This is a genomic window from Rhizobium sp. R86522 (assembly GCF_042466255.1).
Lineage (GTDB): Bacteria > Pseudomonadota > Alphaproteobacteria > Rhizobiales > Rhizobiaceae > Allorhizobium.
Map to the genome: position 1 here is coordinate 1144291 of NZ_JAXHBX010000001.1, position 16695 is coordinate 1160985.

Below are 16695 nucleotides of genomic sequence, written 5' to 3' on the forward strand. Positions count from 1 at the left end.
GCGGCCGTTTTCCTTTTCACCGTCAAGCTAGCGGTGGTCGCGGATTAAGGCTTGCATCACATCGAAAACGGACATAAAGATATCTTTATGTCGTTATTGCGGTGGTGTGAATGAGACTCGGTGTCGATACTCTTGTGGAATTGCTGAAGGCGGCAGGCGAGCCGACCCGCCTGCGTCTCCTCACGCTTCTGTCTGCGGGCGATCTCACGGTTACCGATCTTACCGAAATTCTCGGTCAGTCCCAGCCACGAATCTCCCGTCATCTGAAGTTGCTTGCGGAAGCCGATCTGATTGATCGCTATCAGGAGGGCGCGTGGGCCTATTTTCGGCTGAAGCAGGAAGGCTCGGGCGCGGCACTGGTTCGACTGCTGCTGGATGCTGCCGAGGAGAGCGATCCTGTCCTCCAGCGTGACCGGGATCGCCTGGCCAGCGTCAAGCGGGCGAGGGCTGAGAAGGCGCAGGCCTATTTCAGTCGCAACGCTTCCGAATGGGATGAGCTTCGCCGGCTGCATGTTAATGATGCCGATGTAGAAGCGGCTCTGCTGCGGATCGTCGGAACCGACGCGGTCGAATCCATGCTCGACCTCGGCACAGGCACTGGCCGTATCCTGCAACTGCTTTCGCCACGCTACCGCCGCGCAATCGGGATCGATGCCAGCCGCGACATGCTGGCGGTCGCCCGCTCCAACCTCGACAAAGAAGGCATCCTGTCCGCCAGCGTGCGTCATGGTGACATCCTGAACCTGCCGCTCGATGCCGGCGACTACGACCTTGTCACGATCCATCAGGTTCTGCACTTCCTTGAGGAGCCGGAACTGGCTCTCGCCGAGGCTGCGCGCATGCTGAAGCCGGGTGGTCGGCTCGCGATCATCGATCTCGCACCCCATGCCCATGAATATCTCCGGGACGAGCACGCCCATGTGCGCCTCGGCTTCTCCCATGGCGTCATGGCCGAATGGCTCGACCGCCAGGGTTTGGCCGTCGAGGACGTCATCGACCTGCCGCCGGAAACTGCGGCGGGGCGCGGGCTCACCGTGACCATCTGGCTTGCCCGGCGTGGGAGCGCTGCGGGCAGGGCCACTTCAGTACAACCCCTTGCCTTGACCGGGAGCAGATAGATGACTATGCCCGAACGGCCGATCGCCAAGACCCCTGATGCGCGGATCTCCTTCGAGTTCTTCCCGCCCAAGTCGCCCGATATGGAGGATCAGCTCTGGCAGGCGGTGAAGGCCCTGCAGCCTTACCAGCCCGATTTCGTTTCGGTGACCTATGGTGCCGGCGGTACAACGCGCGAGCCGACCCTTGCGACCGTCAAGCGGTTGATTGCCGAGACCCCGCTTGCCACTGCTTCGCATCTCACCTGTGTGGGTGCGACGCGTGACGAGGTGCGCGCGGTCGTCGAAGAATTTCAGGCCGCCGGCGTTCGCCACTTCGTGGCGCTGCGTGGCGACCCACAAGGGGGCGTCGGCAGCCGCTATGCGCCGCATCCGGGTGGCTTCGTCAATGCTGCCGACCTCGTCTCCGGTCTGCGTGACCTCGGCGATTTCGAGATTTCCGTCTCGGCCTATCCCGAGCGCCATCCGGAAAGCGAAAACGACGACGTCGATCTCGACATGCTCAAGCAGAAGGTGGATGCGGGAGCAACGCGCGCGCTGACGCAGTTCTTCTTCGACAACGATATCTTCGAGCGCTACCTGGAACGTGTCCGCGCGGCGGGGATCACCATCCCGATCGTGCCCGGCATCATGCCGATCCAGAACCTGACGCAGCTGAAGCGTTTCGCTTCTATGTGTGGCGCCAGCACCCCGTCGTTTCTCGACGAGCGCTTCCAGGGGACCGAGGGCGATGCTCAGGCGCGTGCCGCCGTTGCGGCCGACATTGCGGCGGAACAGATCGCCGATCTCGCGCGTCGCGGTATCGAGGAGTTTCACATCTACACGATGAACCGGGCGCCGCTGACCATTGCGACCCTGGACCGGCTCGGCATCACGGCGAAGGCCGCCAAGGTTTCCAGCGCTGCTGCTTGATCTGAGGTCGCCGTCGGCATGAGAAAAGGCGCATGACGGTCCGTGTCATGCGCCTTTTATTCGTTTTGAAATCATATCTGCTGGAGAGGCCTAACCAGGCCAACTCATGGGTTTCAGTTACTCAGACCCGTGTCAGATAAACAGCATCGTTGCGATGAAAACAAACGCTGCACCGACGATCAGGACATTAATTGAATTAGTCAGTCCCATGTGTGCCTCCTTGCGTTGACCGTTAGATATTATGTCTGATTTGTGTCGGCGCAAGGGCAAATCTGTGCTGCGCTGCGTCATTCTACAGTGGATAAAGTATGCCTAACATTCGATAAGCTAGGCGTTTCAACGGCTTGTTTCAGATCTCGCGCTGTTAATGAAGTTTAATTTCCGTGAGCTTTTGTAGGCCGACTCAAGGCGCTGAAATCCTCAGCGTCAACAGATCGACAGCTGCTCGAAACAAAAAAGCCGGGGCGTGGAGGCGCCCCGGCTCGATCATGTGGTCTTTGATGCGGATATCAGAGTGCGGCCAGCAGTGCCGGTGTCGGCCAGCCATCGGCGGGTAGGCCGACTCGCTGCTGCTCCTTCTGCACCGCGACGCGCGTGCCGGCGCCGAGGATGCCGTCGATCTTGCCGACGTCGTGGCCAAGGCCCTGCAGCTTGGTTTGCAGCGCCATCATCTGGTCGGTGTCGAGGCCCGGTTCGGGGTTGCCCTTCTGATAGGCGGGCGCACCACCGAACTGGGTGGCGAAAAATGCCGCCGAGGTCGTGTAGATGAAGGACTGATTCCATTCGAGATAGATGTTGAAGTTCGGATAGGTGATGAAGGCCGGCCCCTTGCGGCCCTGCGGCAGGATCAGCGAGGCGGGCAGGGCAGAGAAAGCTGTCTCGCCATCGCGAGGCTGAACGCCGAGCGCAAACCACTCACCTGCCGTCATCGTGCCTCCAAGGCCGGACTTCTCGAAGGGCAGGTTTTCCGGAATGCTGACTTCCTGGATCCAAGGTTCGCCGCGCTTGAAGCCGAGATGCTGAATGAAGCGCGCAGCCGTGAGAAGGGCGTCAGGGCTGCTCTGCTTGACGTTCACATGGTTGTCGCCATCGCCATCCACGCCGAAGGCGATGATGTCTTCAGGGAGCATTTGCACCTGGCCAATTTCGCCGGCCCAGGCTCCGGTGTTGGTCGCAGGGTCGAGATCGCCGTGCTCGACCATCTTGATGAGCGCCAGTAGTTGCGGGCGGAAAAGTTCCGGACGGCGGCAGTCATGGGCGAGCGTGACCAGCGCGTTGCGGGTGTTGAAGTCGCCCTGCACGGCGCCAAAGTCTGTCTCCTTGGCCCAGAAGGCGGTGATGACGCCTGCCGGTACGCCATATTCCTGTTCGGCGCGTGCGAAGACATCGGCGTATTCCCTGATCTTCTTAAGGCCGGTGTCGAGGCGCGCCTGACTGCCGGTGCGGCTCGAGAATTCCAGGAAGGTCTGGCGGAAAACGCCCTGCGAACGGTCGCGCGAGAGAACCTTCTGGTCGATGGCCGCACCCGCGAGCGCCTTGTCGGCAATCTCTGGAGGCGAGCCCGCGGCAATGGCTTCCGCCTTCACGCCTTCGAGGAAGGTCGCGAGATCGCCGCCGCATTGCTGCTGCGCCTGGGCGAAACCGGCTGAGGCAAGAATGAGGGCGAGAGGGAGCGCATGACGCAGGGCTTTGTTCATCGATCAGTCCTTCGGGTTGCGTGCCGCCGCAGGCCGCGTTTGCACCGGCATGCGATGGCATGGGTTTGTTTCTCAGAGCCTCTAGGCTCCGTTTGCGATCATTTCGAGACGGCGGCGACCCAGTTCTGCCAGTTCTTCTGGGTGCCGGCGAAAACGTTGATATCGGTTTCGCCGCGGATGCCGGGAATGACGCCTGTCGACGTGTATTGCCAGAAGGACCAACGCCGTTCCGGATAAATCACGCTTGGATGCTGCGCCACGGCCCGGACCCAGAAGTGATGGTCCCTGAATGCGCCTTCGAGGTTGTCGCGGTGGAAGTCGACGGAGGTGTAGATGATCGGACGCTTGCCGAAATGGGCCTCTATGCGCTGCATGAAGCGCTGCATTTCGCTGCGCACCGTTGCGGGATCCGGCCGCAGGCGACAGGTCGGGGAGGTCGGGTTCCACTCGACGTCGAGCACCGGTGGCAGAAGGTTGGCATCGCGCGGCACGTTCTTGATGAACCAGTCGGCCTGCTCGTCGGCCGTCGAACAGAAATAGTAGAAGTGGTAAGCAGCGTGCGGGATCCCGGCATCGCTCGCGCCCTTCCAGTATTCGTGGAAGCGTGGATCAAGCATGTCCTTGCCTTCCGTCGCCTTGATGAAGACAAAGGATACGCCCGACTTTTTCACCTGGCGCCAGTCGACGTCGCCGTTCCATTTGGAGACGTCGATGCCATGTACCTCATGACGATGCGGTGTCTTGCCCTCGAAATGCTGGGGATCGGTGTCCTGGAAACGCGGAGAGAGGGAGGCTGTTTCCAACAGGTCGTAAGTGCCCGAGGTGCAGGCTGTGACTGCAAGGCAGAGCGGGAGAATAAGTGTGGGAAGCCACCGCATCGAGCGTCCGTGATCTCATCATTAAGGGAAGTTGCCCCACAAGGTGCAACAACGACACGCGTGGGAGCCGACCGTCGTCGCCCATCATCGTCAAATCCGGAATAGATGCAATCTTGCTTGCGCGAGGCCGTCAGCGGGTGAGGACGGCGTGCCAGGCATAGCCACGCCAGAGGGGCTCGAATCGCAACTGCAAGCCCTTTGCCGCCGCCCGCTCTTCGAGAACGCTTTTCAGATCCGGGCGGGGGCTGACGTGGAAGCGGGCGAGCCAGGCCTGCAGACCCTTCTGAAACCACTGGGGCAGGCGCTCCTGCTGGCCGAAGTCGACGATGTGCAGGGATCCCTCTGAACCAAGCGCTTCGATACCCCGGTCAATGGCCCCCTGCCAGTCGGGAATCATCGATAGGGCATAGGAGATCATCACCCGATCAAAATGCGGCTGTCCGAAATCGGCGGCGCGAAATGTCGTGGCGTCGGCGACCTCAAGCCTTGGGCGTGACGCCTTGCCCTCGAACTTGGCCTGGGCTGTTGCGAGCATCTCTGCCGATATGTCGAGGCCAAAGAGGTTTGCACGCTGAAAGTGCCGCCGGGCAAGGACAAGGTTGCGACCCGTGCCGCAGCCGATTTCCAGGAGTGAGCCGCCGTTTTGCAGATCGAGACCTGCGATCATGTGGTCTCGACCGAGCAGGTAGTATTTCCGCGTCAGGTCGTAGATATGCCGCTGATAGCGATACATCTGGTCCATGCGGTCCGCGTGGTCCTGGCTGGTGGTGGCAGCGAGGGCGGCAGGGCTCTCGCTCATGCGGGCCGCTTCTCATAGATGTGGAAGCCACCATAGATGGCGGAGCGGTCCTGAGTGTTCAGGGTATGCGAGCGTTCGGGCTGATAATGCCACTGGTCGAGCAGGGCGGGTGCGAGCTTTCCGTCCAGGATGCTGTCTTCCGCCGCGGTGCGGAAGATGACGCGGGCGCCTTCAGAGGCGGTACGCGTGATTTCGGTCCACAGCTCGTTCAGCTGTCGCTCGTTCATCCAGTCCTGTGCGTCGAGCAGCACGTAGCGATCGACGCTGCCGGCTGGCTTTTTCGCCAGGAGTTCGGTGAAATTGGCGTGGTGAACGGTCACGCGATCCGCTGTGTCCCGGATGGCGCGGTAGTGCTGTTCCTGCAGATAGGTGGGCAGAACGCCTTCCTCCGGCTTCGGATAGCGGCGGAGAAATGCCTGCCAGGCGAAATAGTTGTCGCGCAGCAGAAAATGGCAGCAGAGCTTTTCCAGGCGGTGGCGCAGCACGGGAGCGATCGTCCCGTCGTTGGCCAGCGATGCGAGCTCGTCATATTGCTGCGGCGGGATGCCAAGGCCGAAGAGTGAACTCTTGCGACGGGTCAGCCAGCGAATCAGCGGCTTGTCGAACAGCGGTGCGATGCGGCTGTCGAAAAACATCCGCTGTTCGCGCAAGGAGCGGGTTTCGGCAAGTTCTTCCAGGCGAACGCCATGGCTGCGGGCGATAAGGTGGCCGACGGTGATGAACCGCCCAAGAAGGCCGGTGCGGTAGATGTTGCGGTTGAAGACGGAAATTCGTTTGCGACCCGTCAAGCCGCGCGCTTCCCAGTGGCGCCGAGTCGCTGTGTCCAGGTTGGGCGCGATGTGGCGGTCATACATCCGGACATTGGTGCTGACGCCCTTTTCGCCAAGCAGGCGACGGACGGAGGCGTGGTCGGGCAGGTGGCGGAAGGCGGCAAGCTTCAGACGGTTGAGGGCGATATGGTTCGGGTTCAGGTCGACCACATCGATCGAGGCCGGGCGACGGCTGAGATAGGCGAGCATGTTGCAGCCGCCCGAGCCGATGGTGACGATGCGATGGCCTTCGGAAAGATCCATGGCCTGCATGTCGACCTCCGGATCCTCCCAGATCTGCGCATAGACGAGGCCGGAAAACAGCAGGCCGAAAAGCCGTTCCGAAAGGCCCGCCGGCGAAAGGGCGGCATGTTGCAGCAATGCACCCTTCAGCTTCTCGTTTCCGCGAAATCCGGCATCGGGTGCAAGCTCAGTCATGTCGATCCGCCCTCTTGTTGGGTTTCACGGCGTGTAGCGCCCGGGTGCTACAGTTTGATGACGTCGTTGACGGCGCGGCGGTAACCGAATTTCAATGCATTTTATACAAATTGTCCTCAGTTATTTTAGGGGTGTTTAACATGATGTTAAGTGAAATCCCGTTTGGGAGGCGACTGCGCTACGGTCTTGCGGGGTTTCTGGGCGGCGCTGCGGCTCCGGCAGCCATGGCTCTACCCGTTGTGGTGCAGTCCGGTTTTGTCGGTCTTTCCACAGCTTTTCTGAGTGAATGGTCCTCACTTGCGGCCATCAGCCTGCCGCTTGTCGGCGCCGCAGTCGGTTGGCGAATCGCCGCCTGGGAGGCCATGCTGCATGAGCGCATCAGTCGCCTCGAAGGTGGTGCGACAGCGCTTGAGGCTGCCTCACGTTTCGATCGTCTAACCGGGCTTGGAAACCGCCAGGCGCTGAACGAAGCACTTGACGCCCTGCTGGCGGCACGTGGTCCTTCCGGCGGTACGCTTCTGCTCATCGATCTCGACCGCTTCAAATATGTCAACGACACGCTGGGACATGCGGCTGGCGACGCACTGTTGGTCGTCGTGGCCGAGCGTCTGCGCCAGGCTTCGGGCGAGGGCGCGCAGTTGTTTCGTCTCGGGGCCGACGAGTTCGCGGCCATCCTGCCGCAAGCACTGCGCCGCCCGGTGGCAGAGTTCGTCTGCCTGGCGATCGAAGACGCGCTCGCCCGCCCCTTCGAACTGGAGCAGGGCCGCGTCTTGGCCGGGCTTAGCATCGGGGCGACGCTCATCTCGCCCGAGGACCGGAACGTCACGGCCTTGTTGCAGCGAGCGGACCTTGCCCTCTATCGCGCCAAGGAGGTCTTCGGCCCCGCCCATGCCTTCTACGATGAAAGTCTCGCCCGTGAAGTGCGGGAAGGCCTCGAGCTCGAGCGCGACCTTTCGCGCGGCTTCGTCGACGGGGAATTCTATCTTGAATACCAGCCGATTGTTGCCGTGGAGAATGGCGACGTGCGATCGCTGGAGGCGCTTCTGCGCTGGCGCCATCCGACGAGAGGATTGATCACGCCTGACATCTTCATCCCTCTCGCAGAGAAGACCGGCATCATTCAGGTGATCGGCAAATGGGTCGTGCAACAGGCTTGCGCCGCAGCCGTAACCTGGCCGGAACCGACGGGCGTCAGCGTCAACGTGTCGGGCGACCAGTTCAAGGATCCGAACTTCGTGACGCATATCCTCGATTGTCTGGTGGATACCGGGCTGGCGCCCGAGCGGCTGACGATCGAAGTGACAGAGGCGGTCTTTTCCGTCGATATCGATCTTGTTTGCCGCAGTCTCGCCGAGCTTCGCTCGAGCGGCGTGCGCATCGCGCTCGACGATTTCGGCACCGGCTTCTCGTCGATCAACAATCTGCGGCTCTTCCCGCTCGACGAACTGAAGATCGACCGCTCGTTTGCGAAACAGATGCTCGAGACCAGCCAGGGTGCGAAACTCGTCGACCTGATGCACAAGCTGTCGGAGACCTTCCAGATCCGGACCACCATCGAGGGGATCGAGACGAACAGCCAGTTGGATTTCGTCAAGCGCCTCGGCATCGGCGAGGCTCAAGGGTTCCTGTTTTCAAGACCCGTTGCAGCTGCGGAGGCGCTCAACTACCTGCAGGCCCGGCTCGCGCAACGCGCAGCGCCCGTCGGTTGAAAGTCGCGGGATAACTTCAGGCACGCGGCCTGCTCATCTTTCGCCTGTCATCCATTCCTGCTTCGATAGCGGCAACAGGAGGAGAGGCTGATGCGGAGACTGATGAAGTGGGGCGCACGGGTGGCGGTGGCCCTCGTAGGCATCGTTGCCGTGGCCGCAGCCTGGATCGTCGCATTTCCGCCCGAACTTCTCAGGGTCGGCACCGGCTATGCCGCCAAGATCGTCTGCTCGAACGTGTTCATCGCCGGTCGCGACGCCGACGAAGTGCTGCGCGACGATGTGCAGGCCCCCGGGCACCCCTTGCTCAAACTCGTGCGCGCCGAGGTCGATCTCGAACAGGGCCTGGTGAAAACAGCCTTGCTCGGTGTCGTCGCACCATCGGCCGCACTGCATCGCACCGGCCTGGGCTGTGCTGCAGTCAACGAATCCGAGATCGACGCGGCAAGACGCCTGTCTGCTCCGCCGGCCGACGTGGCCTCTGCGGATACGGCCCGGGCCTGGCCGGATGGTGACGCAGTGGCGCAGAACGATCCGCGGCTCCAGGCCGTGCTTTCCGATCCCGACCTTCTCGGGCCGAGTGCTCGTGCAGTCGTCGTCGTGAAGGACGGCCGGATCGTCGGTGAAGCCTATGGTCCCGGTTTCAATGCGGAAACACCGCTTCTGGGCTGGTCCATGACGAAGACGGTGACGGCCGCGCTGGTCGGCATCCTCAAGGGGGAGAGGCGGATCGACGAGAATGCGACGAACCTCTTTGCCGAATGGAATAGTGACAGCCGCGCCGAGATCTCGCTTTCGGATCTACTCGCCATGCAAAGCGGTCTCAGTTTCAATGAGAGCTATGGCGACGTGACCGACGTGACGCGCATGCTCTATCTCGAACCGGATATGGGTGCCTATGCGGCGTCGCTGCCTCCGGCGGCAGGGCCGGGCACGCGGTTCAATTACTCCTCCGGAGAAACGGTGCTGATCTCGCGTTACTGGATGTCGCGGTTTTCGAACCGGGAGGCGACGCTCGCCTACCCGCGGGAGGCTTTGTTCGATGTGATCGGTATGCGCAGCGCTGTGCTCGAAGCGGATGCGACCGGTACTTTTGTCGGCGGTTCCTATCTGTACGCGACTGCCCGAGATTGGGCACGGTTCGGTCTCTTGATTGCGGAGAACGGACGCTGGTCCGGCCGTCAGCTCGTCGATCCGTCCGTCATGGCACGCGTCTATGAACCGGCTGCCGTTTCCAACGGCGCCTATACGAGAGGGCAGGCCTGGCAGAATGGTCCCGGAGACAAGGACAGCAATTTTTCGCTGCCCGATGAGACGCTCTGGATGCTCGGCCATGACGGACAGTCGATTGCCGTCATTCCGTCTGAGAAACTGGTGGTCGTCCGGCTCGGGCTTACACCGCGCCGCCTGGACTACAGACCACAGAGGCTCCTGCAGGCCATACGTGATGCCCTAAGCTGAGGAGACGAGTTACTGCATCAGATGCAGCAGGCCCTTACGCTTGGCATCGTAGTAGTAGCCACGGGAGTAGAGGCGGACGGCCTGGTCGTGATCATTGTCGGCGACGACCCAGGCGCCCTTCAGATACTTGACCGCATATTTGATGTTGGTTTCGGCGTCAAACAGGCCATCGGCAGGGCCGTCATAACCCATGGCCTTGGCCGTGTTGTAGCGGATCTGCATCAGGCCGTAATTGCCCTTGCTGTAGGCGGCCGGATTGTAGCGGCTTTCGCGGTGCACGACGCGATGCACCAGATCAACCGGGATCTCGTGGAGCCGTGAGTATTTCTCGATAAGCGCGTTCAGACGCGTCGGGCCAACCGTATCCGGCTTCCGACCCGCATTGGGCACCTGCGGCTCGCCCGGAGGCGACACGTCGAAGGGGTCGCCGAAGCTGGTGAGCGCAGTCGCGCGCAGGGGGGCTGCATAAGCCAGGACGACGGGAGCCTGTACCGCTGCTGGCGCTGTCGCGGATGCCGGTGCAGGTGTTGCACTTGCGCCAACGCCAGGAGGGGTGAGCGTCGCTTCGGTCGAAGCTGCCGCAGCCGTCATCTGCTGGCTCCCTGTGGTAACAGGCGTTGTTACCATGGCCAGTGCATCGGTGGCCGCTGTCTGCGGCGTGGTGGGGGAGAGAGCCGAGGCCTTCAAGGCCGGGATCGGCGCTGCGGTTTCCGTGCCGGGAATGAGTGGTGCAGGGCCCGGGTTTGCGGCTGCGAGCTCGGCCTGCGTCATCAACGACGCCTGGGCCCCGGCTGTGCCATTCGTGGCGGCCTCGGCAGCCATGGCAGCCTGCATTTCCGGAGACTTCGGATTGGCGACCGGTGCGGCAGCGAGATCTGCCTTCACGCTTTCATCGATCGCGGTGCATCCACCCAGTCCAGCCAACAGTGAGGCAGCCATGCAGAGAGCGATGCCGCGGTCAGTTCTGACGTTCATGCCACTATCCGTTACGAGATGCACGCGAGGTCACCGGCAAATCAGCCGACTGTTCGTTTCCGTTTCTTAATCTATGCCCAGCATTGCGGCAAGCTTGCGACCTCGGGGGCATTTCGCAGACGCGTCCCGCGGCTCAGGCCGCGATCTTTCGATAGCCGGCCGTAACCGCCTTTGCCGCAATCAGGACGGTGCGGCCGGAACGGTTCACAGTACGGCGAACTGCATGTTTCCTAACGATTTTTCGGACGCGTTCGGGAAACAGTGCATAGACGATGCAGGACAAGGCCGAGAGGGCAACGAAGGTGGCGCCAAGCGCGATCGCCTGGGGAATGAACGGAGCGGCCGGCGTCAGGAATTGCGGCAGAAGTGCGGCAACGAGCAGGCTGCTGCGCGGGTCGCGGGATTCGCTTTCGAAGCAATGCGCGATGACGCGAAGCGGTTTTTCCTCCGGCAGATTGTCGTTGTCGGCTACCGGTTCGATGCCGGCAGGCGCACGCGCGAGGCCAAGCCCGAAGAGCATAAGCCAGAACAGGCCGACCCACTGGAAGATCGAAAATGTCAGCGTCGACAGCGAGATCAGGCCCCAGGAGATGGCGAGTGTCGCTGCGACCGACACGGCAGTGCCGAGTGCAACGCCCGTTCCCGTGGCGAAGACGCTCTTGCGGCCATGGGCCAGCGCATAGGACAGAACCATGCGCTTGGACCGGCCGGGCACGACTAGAAGGGCCGCGGCGACGACTGCGAACAGGATCCAGGTAGAATGGGGCATGACACTCACTCCTCCAGGAGAGGAAGCCAGCTTTCGGCGGTCAGGTCAATGGATGGGGCGGTACTTCTGCCCGAGATAGTCCATCACTTCTTTGAACCACGGCGTGCCGAGGTCAAAAGGCTTGCCACCCTTGATCCGCGGGAACTCTATGGTCCGTAGGCGTCCGCCCTTGTCTTCATCATGACCGGTCACGCCCGACACCTTGTTCAGACCGCTTTCGACCGCGAGATCGACCATGCTCTGGATGAGGCGAAGGTCTTCGTAGTTGGCGGGGGCAGAGCGGGCGTAGTAGCCTGATTTCTGCACCATCGAGCGATCGGCATCGAGCAGCTTGGCAAAGTGCTTCTGGAACCAGTTGCCGACATTGATCGTGTCGAGCTTCACATGGCCGAAGGCGTCACGCTTGATTTCCTCGCCGGCCGCCTCCCGGTCGGCGACGATCTCGTCCATGCAGGCTCCTTCCGAAACGAAGAGCGTGACGAAGCCGGTCCGGTCCATGATGTCCTTCAGGCGGGCGGCTTCGCCCTCCATGTCGAAATGGGTCTCGGGAAGATAGAGGCCGTCGATGTTCTTCAGCTCCTGGTTCATCATGAAGCCTTCGATGTATTCATTGTGCTGCGTGCGCTGCATGTAGGCGCGGGCGGTGGCTGCTGTCAGCCAGCCGCAGTGGCGGCCCATGACCTCATGAATGACCAGCGTGCGTGGCGAAGCGCTCTGTTCGTTGGAAACATGGTCGAAGAATCGGGCGCCGACTTCGGCGGCCGTCCAGGCGCCGAGCGTCTGCTTGATCGGGTAGACGTCGTTGTCGACGGTCTTGGGCATGCCGACGACCGTCAGGTCGTAGCCGTTGGCGCCGAGATAGGCGGCGAGGTCGGCAGCGGTTGTGTTGGTATCGTCACCGCCAATGGTGTGAAGGATCGTGACGCCATCTGCCGCGAGCCGTTCGGCTGCGACGCGGAGCGGATTCTGGTCTTCCCTGACCAGGCCGCGCTTCACGCAATCGGCGACATTGGTGAGCTTGACGCGGCTGTTGCCGATCGGCGATCCACCATAGCGATGCAGCACATGCGCCTTCTCGCGCATTTCCTTGGTTATCTCGATCTTGTAGTCCATCAGCAGGCCGCGAAAACCGGACTTGTAGGCGATGAGCTCGATTTCGGGTGCGATGTCGGTGTAGCGCTCGATCAATCCGCCGACAGCGGACGAGAGACAGGGCGCGAGGCCCCCGGCGGTCAACATCGCGACTTTCTGCTTGGCCATCGATCCTCCTCGGACGCTTCATCGCCCGTGCAACTTGGGTGTTCAGGTGGCAAATGGATGCGATAGGCGCGGCGGCCTGTAAAGCCAAAAAATCAAGGAAATCGGGCATTTCGCAACCATGCGAGCTTCAAATCCGAATATAATCGTTTCAATCGCGGCCGGGTGACGGGATGGCTTCTGTGGATAATCGATTGGAGCCGATGCCGGGCGTCGGGGCAGCGCGAGTTCAGCGAAACGGATTCAAGATGAAGAAACTTTAATCCTCGCTATTGGGCTCGGCTCCTTGCTTTTTCTGGGTATATTTGGTCAAGCTTTCAACATGATCTTCGATTTTGCCTGCGAACAAATATCGTCATTCTGGGACCGGTTGCTCGGCGCGATCGGTGATGCGGCTGGCAATGTGATCGGCAGTATCGTCGAGGCCGTGCGCACGGCCTTCGAAGGCGATCCGGAAACGCGCCGTCGCGTGTCCTTTTCGGTTGCCATCATCGCGCTCTCCGCGAAGATGGCGAAGGCCGATGGCGTCGTCTCGAATGCCGAAGTCGAAGCATTCCGCAAGATCTTCGAGTTTCCGCCGGAAGAGGCCCGCAATGTGGCCCGGCTTTACAATCTCGCCCGCCAGGACGTCGCGGGTTTCGAGACCTATGCGAAGAACCTCGCAGGCATGTGCCGGACCTGCGACGAGTTTTGCCCGGTGCTCGAGGATATCATCGACGCCCTGTTCCACATCGCCAAGGCGGACGGCCTCGTGCATGAGAAGGAACTCGCCTTCCTGTCGCGCATCGCCGAGATCTTCTCAATCTCGGAAGAACGGTTCGCGATGATCACCGAACGGCATATCCATCTCGACGGCGATCCTTATGGGGTTCTCGGCGTGCAGCCGTCCGACGATTTTGCGACGATCCGCAAGAAGTACAGGGCGCTGGCGGCCGAACATCATCCCGACCGACTGCATGCGCGCGGCATTCCGACGGAATTCCACAGCGTCGCCAACCATCGCATGGCCAAGTTCAACGAGGCCTATTCGGCGATCGAGAAGGCGCGCCGGGCGGCATGAGTTCGTTCACCGGGGATTTCAAGCGCGCGGAGGTCTGTCCTTCGCCCAATCACGGCGAACGCGTCGGCGTCGATCGCCTGGATATTCTCCTTTTGCACTATACGGGCATGCCTTCCGCCGAGGGCGCGCAGGCTTGGCTTTGTGCGCCGGAAAGCCAGGTCTCCAGCCATTATCTGGTGCATGAGGACGGCCGCGTGGTTCAGATGGTGCCGGAAGAGCGGCGTGCCTGGCATGCGGGCAAAAGCATTTGGGGCGGCGAGACCGACATCAACTCCCGCTCTATCGGCATCGAGATCGCCAATGCCGGACACCCGGGCGGCCTTCCGGACTTTCCCGAAAAGCAGATCGAAGCCGTCATCGAATTGTGTCTCGAATGCGTCAATCGGCACGGTATCGCCCCTGAAAGGGTGCTTGCCCACTCCGATGTGGCCCCCATTCGCAAGGTCGATCCGGGTGAAAATTTCCCCTGGGATCGGCTGCATCGGGCAGGGGTCGGACACTGGGTTGAGCCGGGTCCGATCGGCGGTGGTCGCTTCTTCCAACGCGGTGACCGGGGGCAACCCGTCGAGGCGCTGCAGTCGATGTTGTCGCTCTATGGGTATGGTCTTGAGATTACAGGCGAATTCTGCGCTCAGACGGAAGGCGTGGTCGCCGCATTCCAACGACATTTCCGGCAAGCCAAGGTTGATGGGGTTGCCGACAGCTCGACCATCGAGACCCTGCACAGGCTGCTGACCAGCCTGCCGCGGTTCGGCTGATCCAATCCCATCCCACGGTGTTTTCGGACCAAGGAAATCAACGCCTCTGGCGACGATTTGTTGCGGTGCCACAGGAATTCCTCATTGGGCGGCTCTAAAGGACGGGCTGAACAGCGCCGAGGGTTCGCAGACGGACCTGGCGCAAACATCAACTTGAGAGACCCGGAACTGGCGGCCTGACAGGGGCTCGCGGCGCTTAACTGCGCCCGCTTTGACGCGCGTGGATACCGGTGGCTCGACTGGAGACTGAACCTTCTCATGACACGACGACTTGTTGCTGCCGCGGCATGCATTGCAATGCTATTGACCAACGCCCAGTCCGCGCTTGCCGGCAGCGAGGAACGCCGCTTCAAAAAGCCCCTCAAGACGATCACTCGCGACGCCGGTTATCCGGCGGCGCCTTCCTTCTCGAAAAGCCCCTACAGCGCGATCATCACCAAATATGCGAAGAGCTACGGCGTCCCGGTTGATCTGGCCCATGCCGTCGTTCGCGTCGAGAGCAATTTCAATCCCAAGGCGCGTGGCAGTGCCGGCGAAGTGGGGCTGATGCAGATCAAGCCGGCGACGGCGCGAGCCATGGGCTATCGCGGCAAGACCAAGGGGCTCTACGATCCGGAGACCAACATCCGCTACGGCATGAAGTATCTCTCGATGGCCCATGAACTGGGGGGCGGCGAGACCTGTGGCACCATCCTGCGCTACAATGCCGGCCATGGCGCCAAGCGCATGAACCCGATCTCCAAGCGCTATTGCGGCAAGGTTATCGCCTTAATCGGAAACTGAGAAAGAGCTGTGCCCTTGCCGTTCCTGTCACTGGACACGGGGACTTGCCATGCTATCACCGGACGCAACGTAAGGATGGTGACGCATGATTGAGCGGTTCAAGTCGATAGTCGTTGGCCGAGGCATGATGGGTGCTGCGGCGGCCCGGTACATGGCACTTTCGGGAGAGGGCGTCGCCGTCATCGGTCCCGACGAGCCGAAGGACTGGTCGAGCCATCACGGTGTTTTTGCGAGCCACTACGACGAGGCCCGGATTACCCGGACGATCGATTCGAACCCCATCTGGGCCCGGCTCGCCAATCGCTCGATCGCGCGCTACGGCCAGATCGCTGCGGAAAGCGGCATCGCGTTTTATGATGAGGTCGGATGCCTGATCGTCGGGCCGAAGCGAGGCGGGCGCGATCCCTATGTCGGCCAGGTCGAGGCTGCCGCACGAGAGCTCGGGGTGTCCGTCGAAATGCTGTCAGACGCTGCGCTCAAGTCGCGGTTTCGCTATTTCGATTTCGGCTCCGATTGCGAGGGTGTCTACGAGCAGCGCAATGCGGGTTACGTCAATCCGCGTCGGCTCGTCGAGGCGCAGAGCCTGCTTGCGGAGAAAGCCGGTGCCAGGGTGATTCGTCAGACGGTGGTTTCCGTCCGGGAGGAGGGCGGTCTTGCCATCGTCACCACCGATGATGGCGCGGTCTACTCGGCCGAGCGCGTGCTGATCGCGGCCGGCGGCTTCTCGATCAACGAAAACCTGTTGCCGCGTCCCGTCGACCTTAAGGTCTATGCGCGTACTGTCGCCTTCTTCGAGGTCCCGGATGAGGATCTTGCCGCCTATTTCGGCATGCCGTCACTCATCCATCAGCCGGCTGATCCCACCGACCACATCTATCTTCTGCCGCCGGTGCGCTATCCCGATGGCAAGACCTATCTCAAGATCGGCGGGGATCCTGACGATCTGCAACTCGAGACGGAGCCGGAGATTCGGGCCTGGTTCAGGCGGGGTGGTCGACTGACCACGCGCGATCACCTGCATCGGATCATCACCGGCCTCGTGCCGACCCTGGCCGATGCGCCGATTTCAATGGCGGCCTGTGTGACCTCGTTCACCCCGGAGAACTATCCGTCGATCGGTTTTGCGAGTGAGCATATTGCAGTACTCACGGGCGGCTGTGGCGCGGCGGCCAAGAGCTCCGACGAGATCGGGCGGCTGGGTGCAGAGCTTCTCCAGCACGGCCGAATCATCGACGAGGCCTATGGCGACGTGTTCCGGCCGGTCTTCAGAGACTGATT

At 61.6% G+C, this 16695-nt stretch carries 15 protein-coding genes; 8 read left to right on the forward strand and 7 right to left on the reverse strand.

The annotated features are described in order from the left end of the window. Positions 1–110 precede the first annotated feature (110 nt). Both SJY08_RS05440 and metF read left to right on the forward strand, forming a co-directional pair. The gene (locus SJY08_RS05440; RefSeq protein ID WP_069041102.1) at positions 111–1118 is read left to right on the forward strand and encodes a metalloregulator ArsR/SmtB family transcription factor; all 1008 of its coding nucleotides are present in this window, start codon (positions 111–113) and stop codon (positions 1116–1118) included. Continuing rightward, a complete protein-coding gene (gene metF / locus SJY08_RS05445; protein WP_377274944.1) occupies positions 1119–2027 on the forward strand; it encodes a methylenetetrahydrofolate reductase [NAD(P)H] in 909 nt (302 codons plus the stop codon). 509 nt (positions 2028–2536) lie between these two features. On the opposite strand, the gene SJY08_RS05450 is transcribed toward metF, so the two are convergent. The 4 genes from SJY08_RS05450 to SJY08_RS05465 all read right to left on the reverse strand — a co-directional run bounded on the left by SJY08_RS05450 (position 2537) and on the right by SJY08_RS05465 (position 6648). Next, entirely contained in the window at positions 2537–3724 is a 1188-nt protein-coding gene (locus tag SJY08_RS05450) for a lytic murein transglycosylase (protein ID WP_377274945.1), read from the reverse strand. A 98-nt stretch (positions 3725–3822) separates the two neighbouring features. Further along, on the reverse strand, positions 3823–4602 hold the full coding sequence (locus SJY08_RS05455) for a GH25 family lysozyme (protein WP_377274946.1): 780 nt from the start codon (positions 4600–4602) through the stop codon (positions 3823–3825). A gap of 130 nt (positions 4603–4732) precedes the next feature. Next, entirely contained in the window at positions 4733–5401 is a 669-nt protein-coding gene (locus SJY08_RS05460) for a class I SAM-dependent methyltransferase (RefSeq protein WP_377274947.1), read from the reverse strand. After that, positions 5398–6648, reverse strand: coding sequence for a DUF3419 family protein (locus SJY08_RS05465; protein ID WP_300888439.1), 1251 nt, complete (start codon positions 6646–6648; stop codon positions 5398–5400). The genes SJY08_RS05460 and SJY08_RS05465 overlap by 4 nt, the downstream gene beginning before the upstream one ends. A 140-nt stretch (positions 6649–6788) precedes the next feature. On the opposite strand from SJY08_RS05465, the gene SJY08_RS05470 reads away from it, so the two are divergent. Both SJY08_RS05470 and SJY08_RS05475 read left to right on the forward strand, forming a co-directional pair. After that, a complete protein-coding gene (locus SJY08_RS05470; RefSeq protein ID WP_377274948.1) occupies positions 6789–8357 on the forward strand; it encodes a putative bifunctional diguanylate cyclase/phosphodiesterase in 1569 nt (522 codons plus the stop codon). Positions 8358–8447: 90 nt separating this feature from the next. Continuing rightward, positions 8448–9815 carry a serine hydrolase domain-containing protein gene (locus SJY08_RS05475; RefSeq protein WP_377274949.1) on the forward strand — a complete coding sequence of 456 codons (1368 nt, stop codon included), beginning with the start codon at positions 8448–8450 and terminating at the stop codon, positions 9813–9815. Between the two features lie 9 nt (positions 9816–9824). On the opposite strand, the gene SJY08_RS05480 is transcribed toward SJY08_RS05475, so the two are convergent. The 3 genes from SJY08_RS05480 to SJY08_RS05490 all read right to left on the reverse strand — a co-directional run bounded on the left by SJY08_RS05480 (position 9825) and on the right by SJY08_RS05490 (position 12819). Next, positions 9825–10790 (reverse strand): lytic transglycosylase domain-containing protein, encoded by a 966-nt coding sequence (locus SJY08_RS05480; protein WP_083229529.1) that lies wholly within the window; start codon positions 10788–10790, stop codon positions 9825–9827. 133 nt (positions 10791–10923) lie between these two features. Then, positions 10924–11559, reverse strand: a complete 636-nt coding sequence (locus tag SJY08_RS05485) for a LysE family translocator (protein WP_377274950.1) — start codon at positions 11557–11559, stop codon at positions 10924–10926. Between the two features lie 45 nt (positions 11560–11604). Further along, the gene (locus tag SJY08_RS05490) at positions 11605–12819 is read right to left on the reverse strand and encodes a pyrophosphate--fructose-6-phosphate 1-phosphotransferase (protein WP_377274951.1); all 1215 of its coding nucleotides are present in this window, start codon (positions 12817–12819) and stop codon (positions 11605–11607) included. A 319-nt stretch (positions 12820–13138) separates the two neighbouring features. Here SJY08_RS05490 and SJY08_RS05495 point away from each other — a divergent pair, with 319 nt between their 5' ends. From SJY08_RS05495 to SJY08_RS05510, 4 genes are all read left to right on the forward strand, one after another. Continuing rightward, positions 13139–13876 (forward strand): DnaJ family molecular chaperone, encoded by a 738-nt coding sequence (locus tag SJY08_RS05495; RefSeq protein ID WP_054151665.1) that lies wholly within the window; start codon positions 13139–13141, stop codon positions 13874–13876. Beyond that, a complete protein-coding gene (locus SJY08_RS05500; protein WP_377274952.1) occupies positions 13873–14634 on the forward strand; it encodes an N-acetylmuramoyl-L-alanine amidase in 762 nt (253 codons plus the stop codon). The genes SJY08_RS05495 and SJY08_RS05500 overlap by 4 nt, the downstream gene beginning before the upstream one ends. A 258-nt stretch (positions 14635–14892) precedes the next feature. After that, complete coding sequence (locus tag SJY08_RS05505) at positions 14893–15417, forward strand: lytic transglycosylase domain-containing protein (protein ID WP_054151667.1); 525 nt, start codon at positions 14893–14895, stop codon at positions 15415–15417. A gap of 85 nt (positions 15418–15502) precedes the next feature. Beyond that, entirely contained in the window at positions 15503–16693 is a 1191-nt protein-coding gene (locus tag SJY08_RS05510) for an FAD-dependent oxidoreductase (RefSeq protein ID WP_300888443.1), read from the forward strand. Positions 16694–16695: the final 2 nt, after the last annotated feature.

What these genes read in the sequence shown, in the direction of transcription:
- SJY08_RS05450 (WP_377274945.1), bottom strand. Translation starts at nt 3,724, where the DNA reads ATGAACAAAGCCCTGCGTCATGCGCTCCCTCTCGCCCTCATTCTTGCC.
- SJY08_RS05500 (WP_377274952.1), top strand. Translation starts at nt 13,873, where the DNA reads ATGAGTTCGTTCACCGGGGATTTCAAGCGCGCGGAGGTCTGTCCTTCG.
- SJY08_RS05505 (WP_054151667.1), top strand. Translation starts at nt 14,893, where the DNA reads ATGACACGACGACTTGTTGCTGCCGCGGCATGCATTGCAATGCTATTG.
- SJY08_RS05485 (WP_377274950.1), bottom strand. Translation starts at nt 11,559, where the DNA reads ATGCCCCATTCTACCTGGATCCTGTTCGCAGTCGTCGCCGCGGCCCTT.
- SJY08_RS05465 (WP_300888439.1), bottom strand. Translation starts at nt 6,648, where the DNA reads ATGACTGAGCTTGCACCCGATGCCGGATTTCGCGGAAACGAGAAGCTG.
- SJY08_RS05510 (WP_300888443.1), top strand. Translation starts at nt 15,503, where the DNA reads ATGATTGAGCGGTTCAAGTCGATAGTCGTTGGCCGAGGCATGATGGGT.
- SJY08_RS05470 (WP_377274948.1), top strand. Translation starts at nt 6,789, where the DNA reads ATGATGTTAAGTGAAATCCCGTTTGGGAGGCGACTGCGCTACGGTCTT.
- SJY08_RS05455 (WP_377274946.1), bottom strand. Translation starts at nt 4,602, where the DNA reads ATGCGGTGGCTTCCCACACTTATTCTCCCGCTCTGCCTTGCAGTCACA.
- SJY08_RS05490 (WP_377274951.1), bottom strand. Translation starts at nt 12,819, where the DNA reads ATGGCCAAGCAGAAAGTCGCGATGTTGACCGCCGGGGGCCTCGCGCCC.
- SJY08_RS05475 (WP_377274949.1), top strand. Translation starts at nt 8,448, where the DNA reads ATGCGGAGACTGATGAAGTGGGGCGCACGGGTGGCGGTGGCCCTCGTA.
- SJY08_RS05440 (WP_069041102.1), top strand. Translation starts at nt 111, where the DNA reads ATGAGACTCGGTGTCGATACTCTTGTGGAATTGCTGAAGGCGGCAGGC.
- SJY08_RS05460 (WP_377274947.1), bottom strand. Translation starts at nt 5,401, where the DNA reads ATGAGCGAGAGCCCTGCCGCCCTCGCTGCCACCACCAGCCAGGACCAC.
- SJY08_RS05495 (WP_054151665.1), top strand. Translation starts at nt 13,139, where the DNA reads ATGATCTTCGATTTTGCCTGCGAACAAATATCGTCATTCTGGGACCGG.
- SJY08_RS05480 (WP_083229529.1), bottom strand. Translation starts at nt 10,790, where the DNA reads ATGAACGTCAGAACTGACCGCGGCATCGCTCTCTGCATGGCTGCCTCA.
- metF (WP_377274944.1), top strand. Translation starts at nt 1,119, where the DNA reads ATGACTATGCCCGAACGGCCGATCGCCAAGACCCCTGATGCGCGGATC.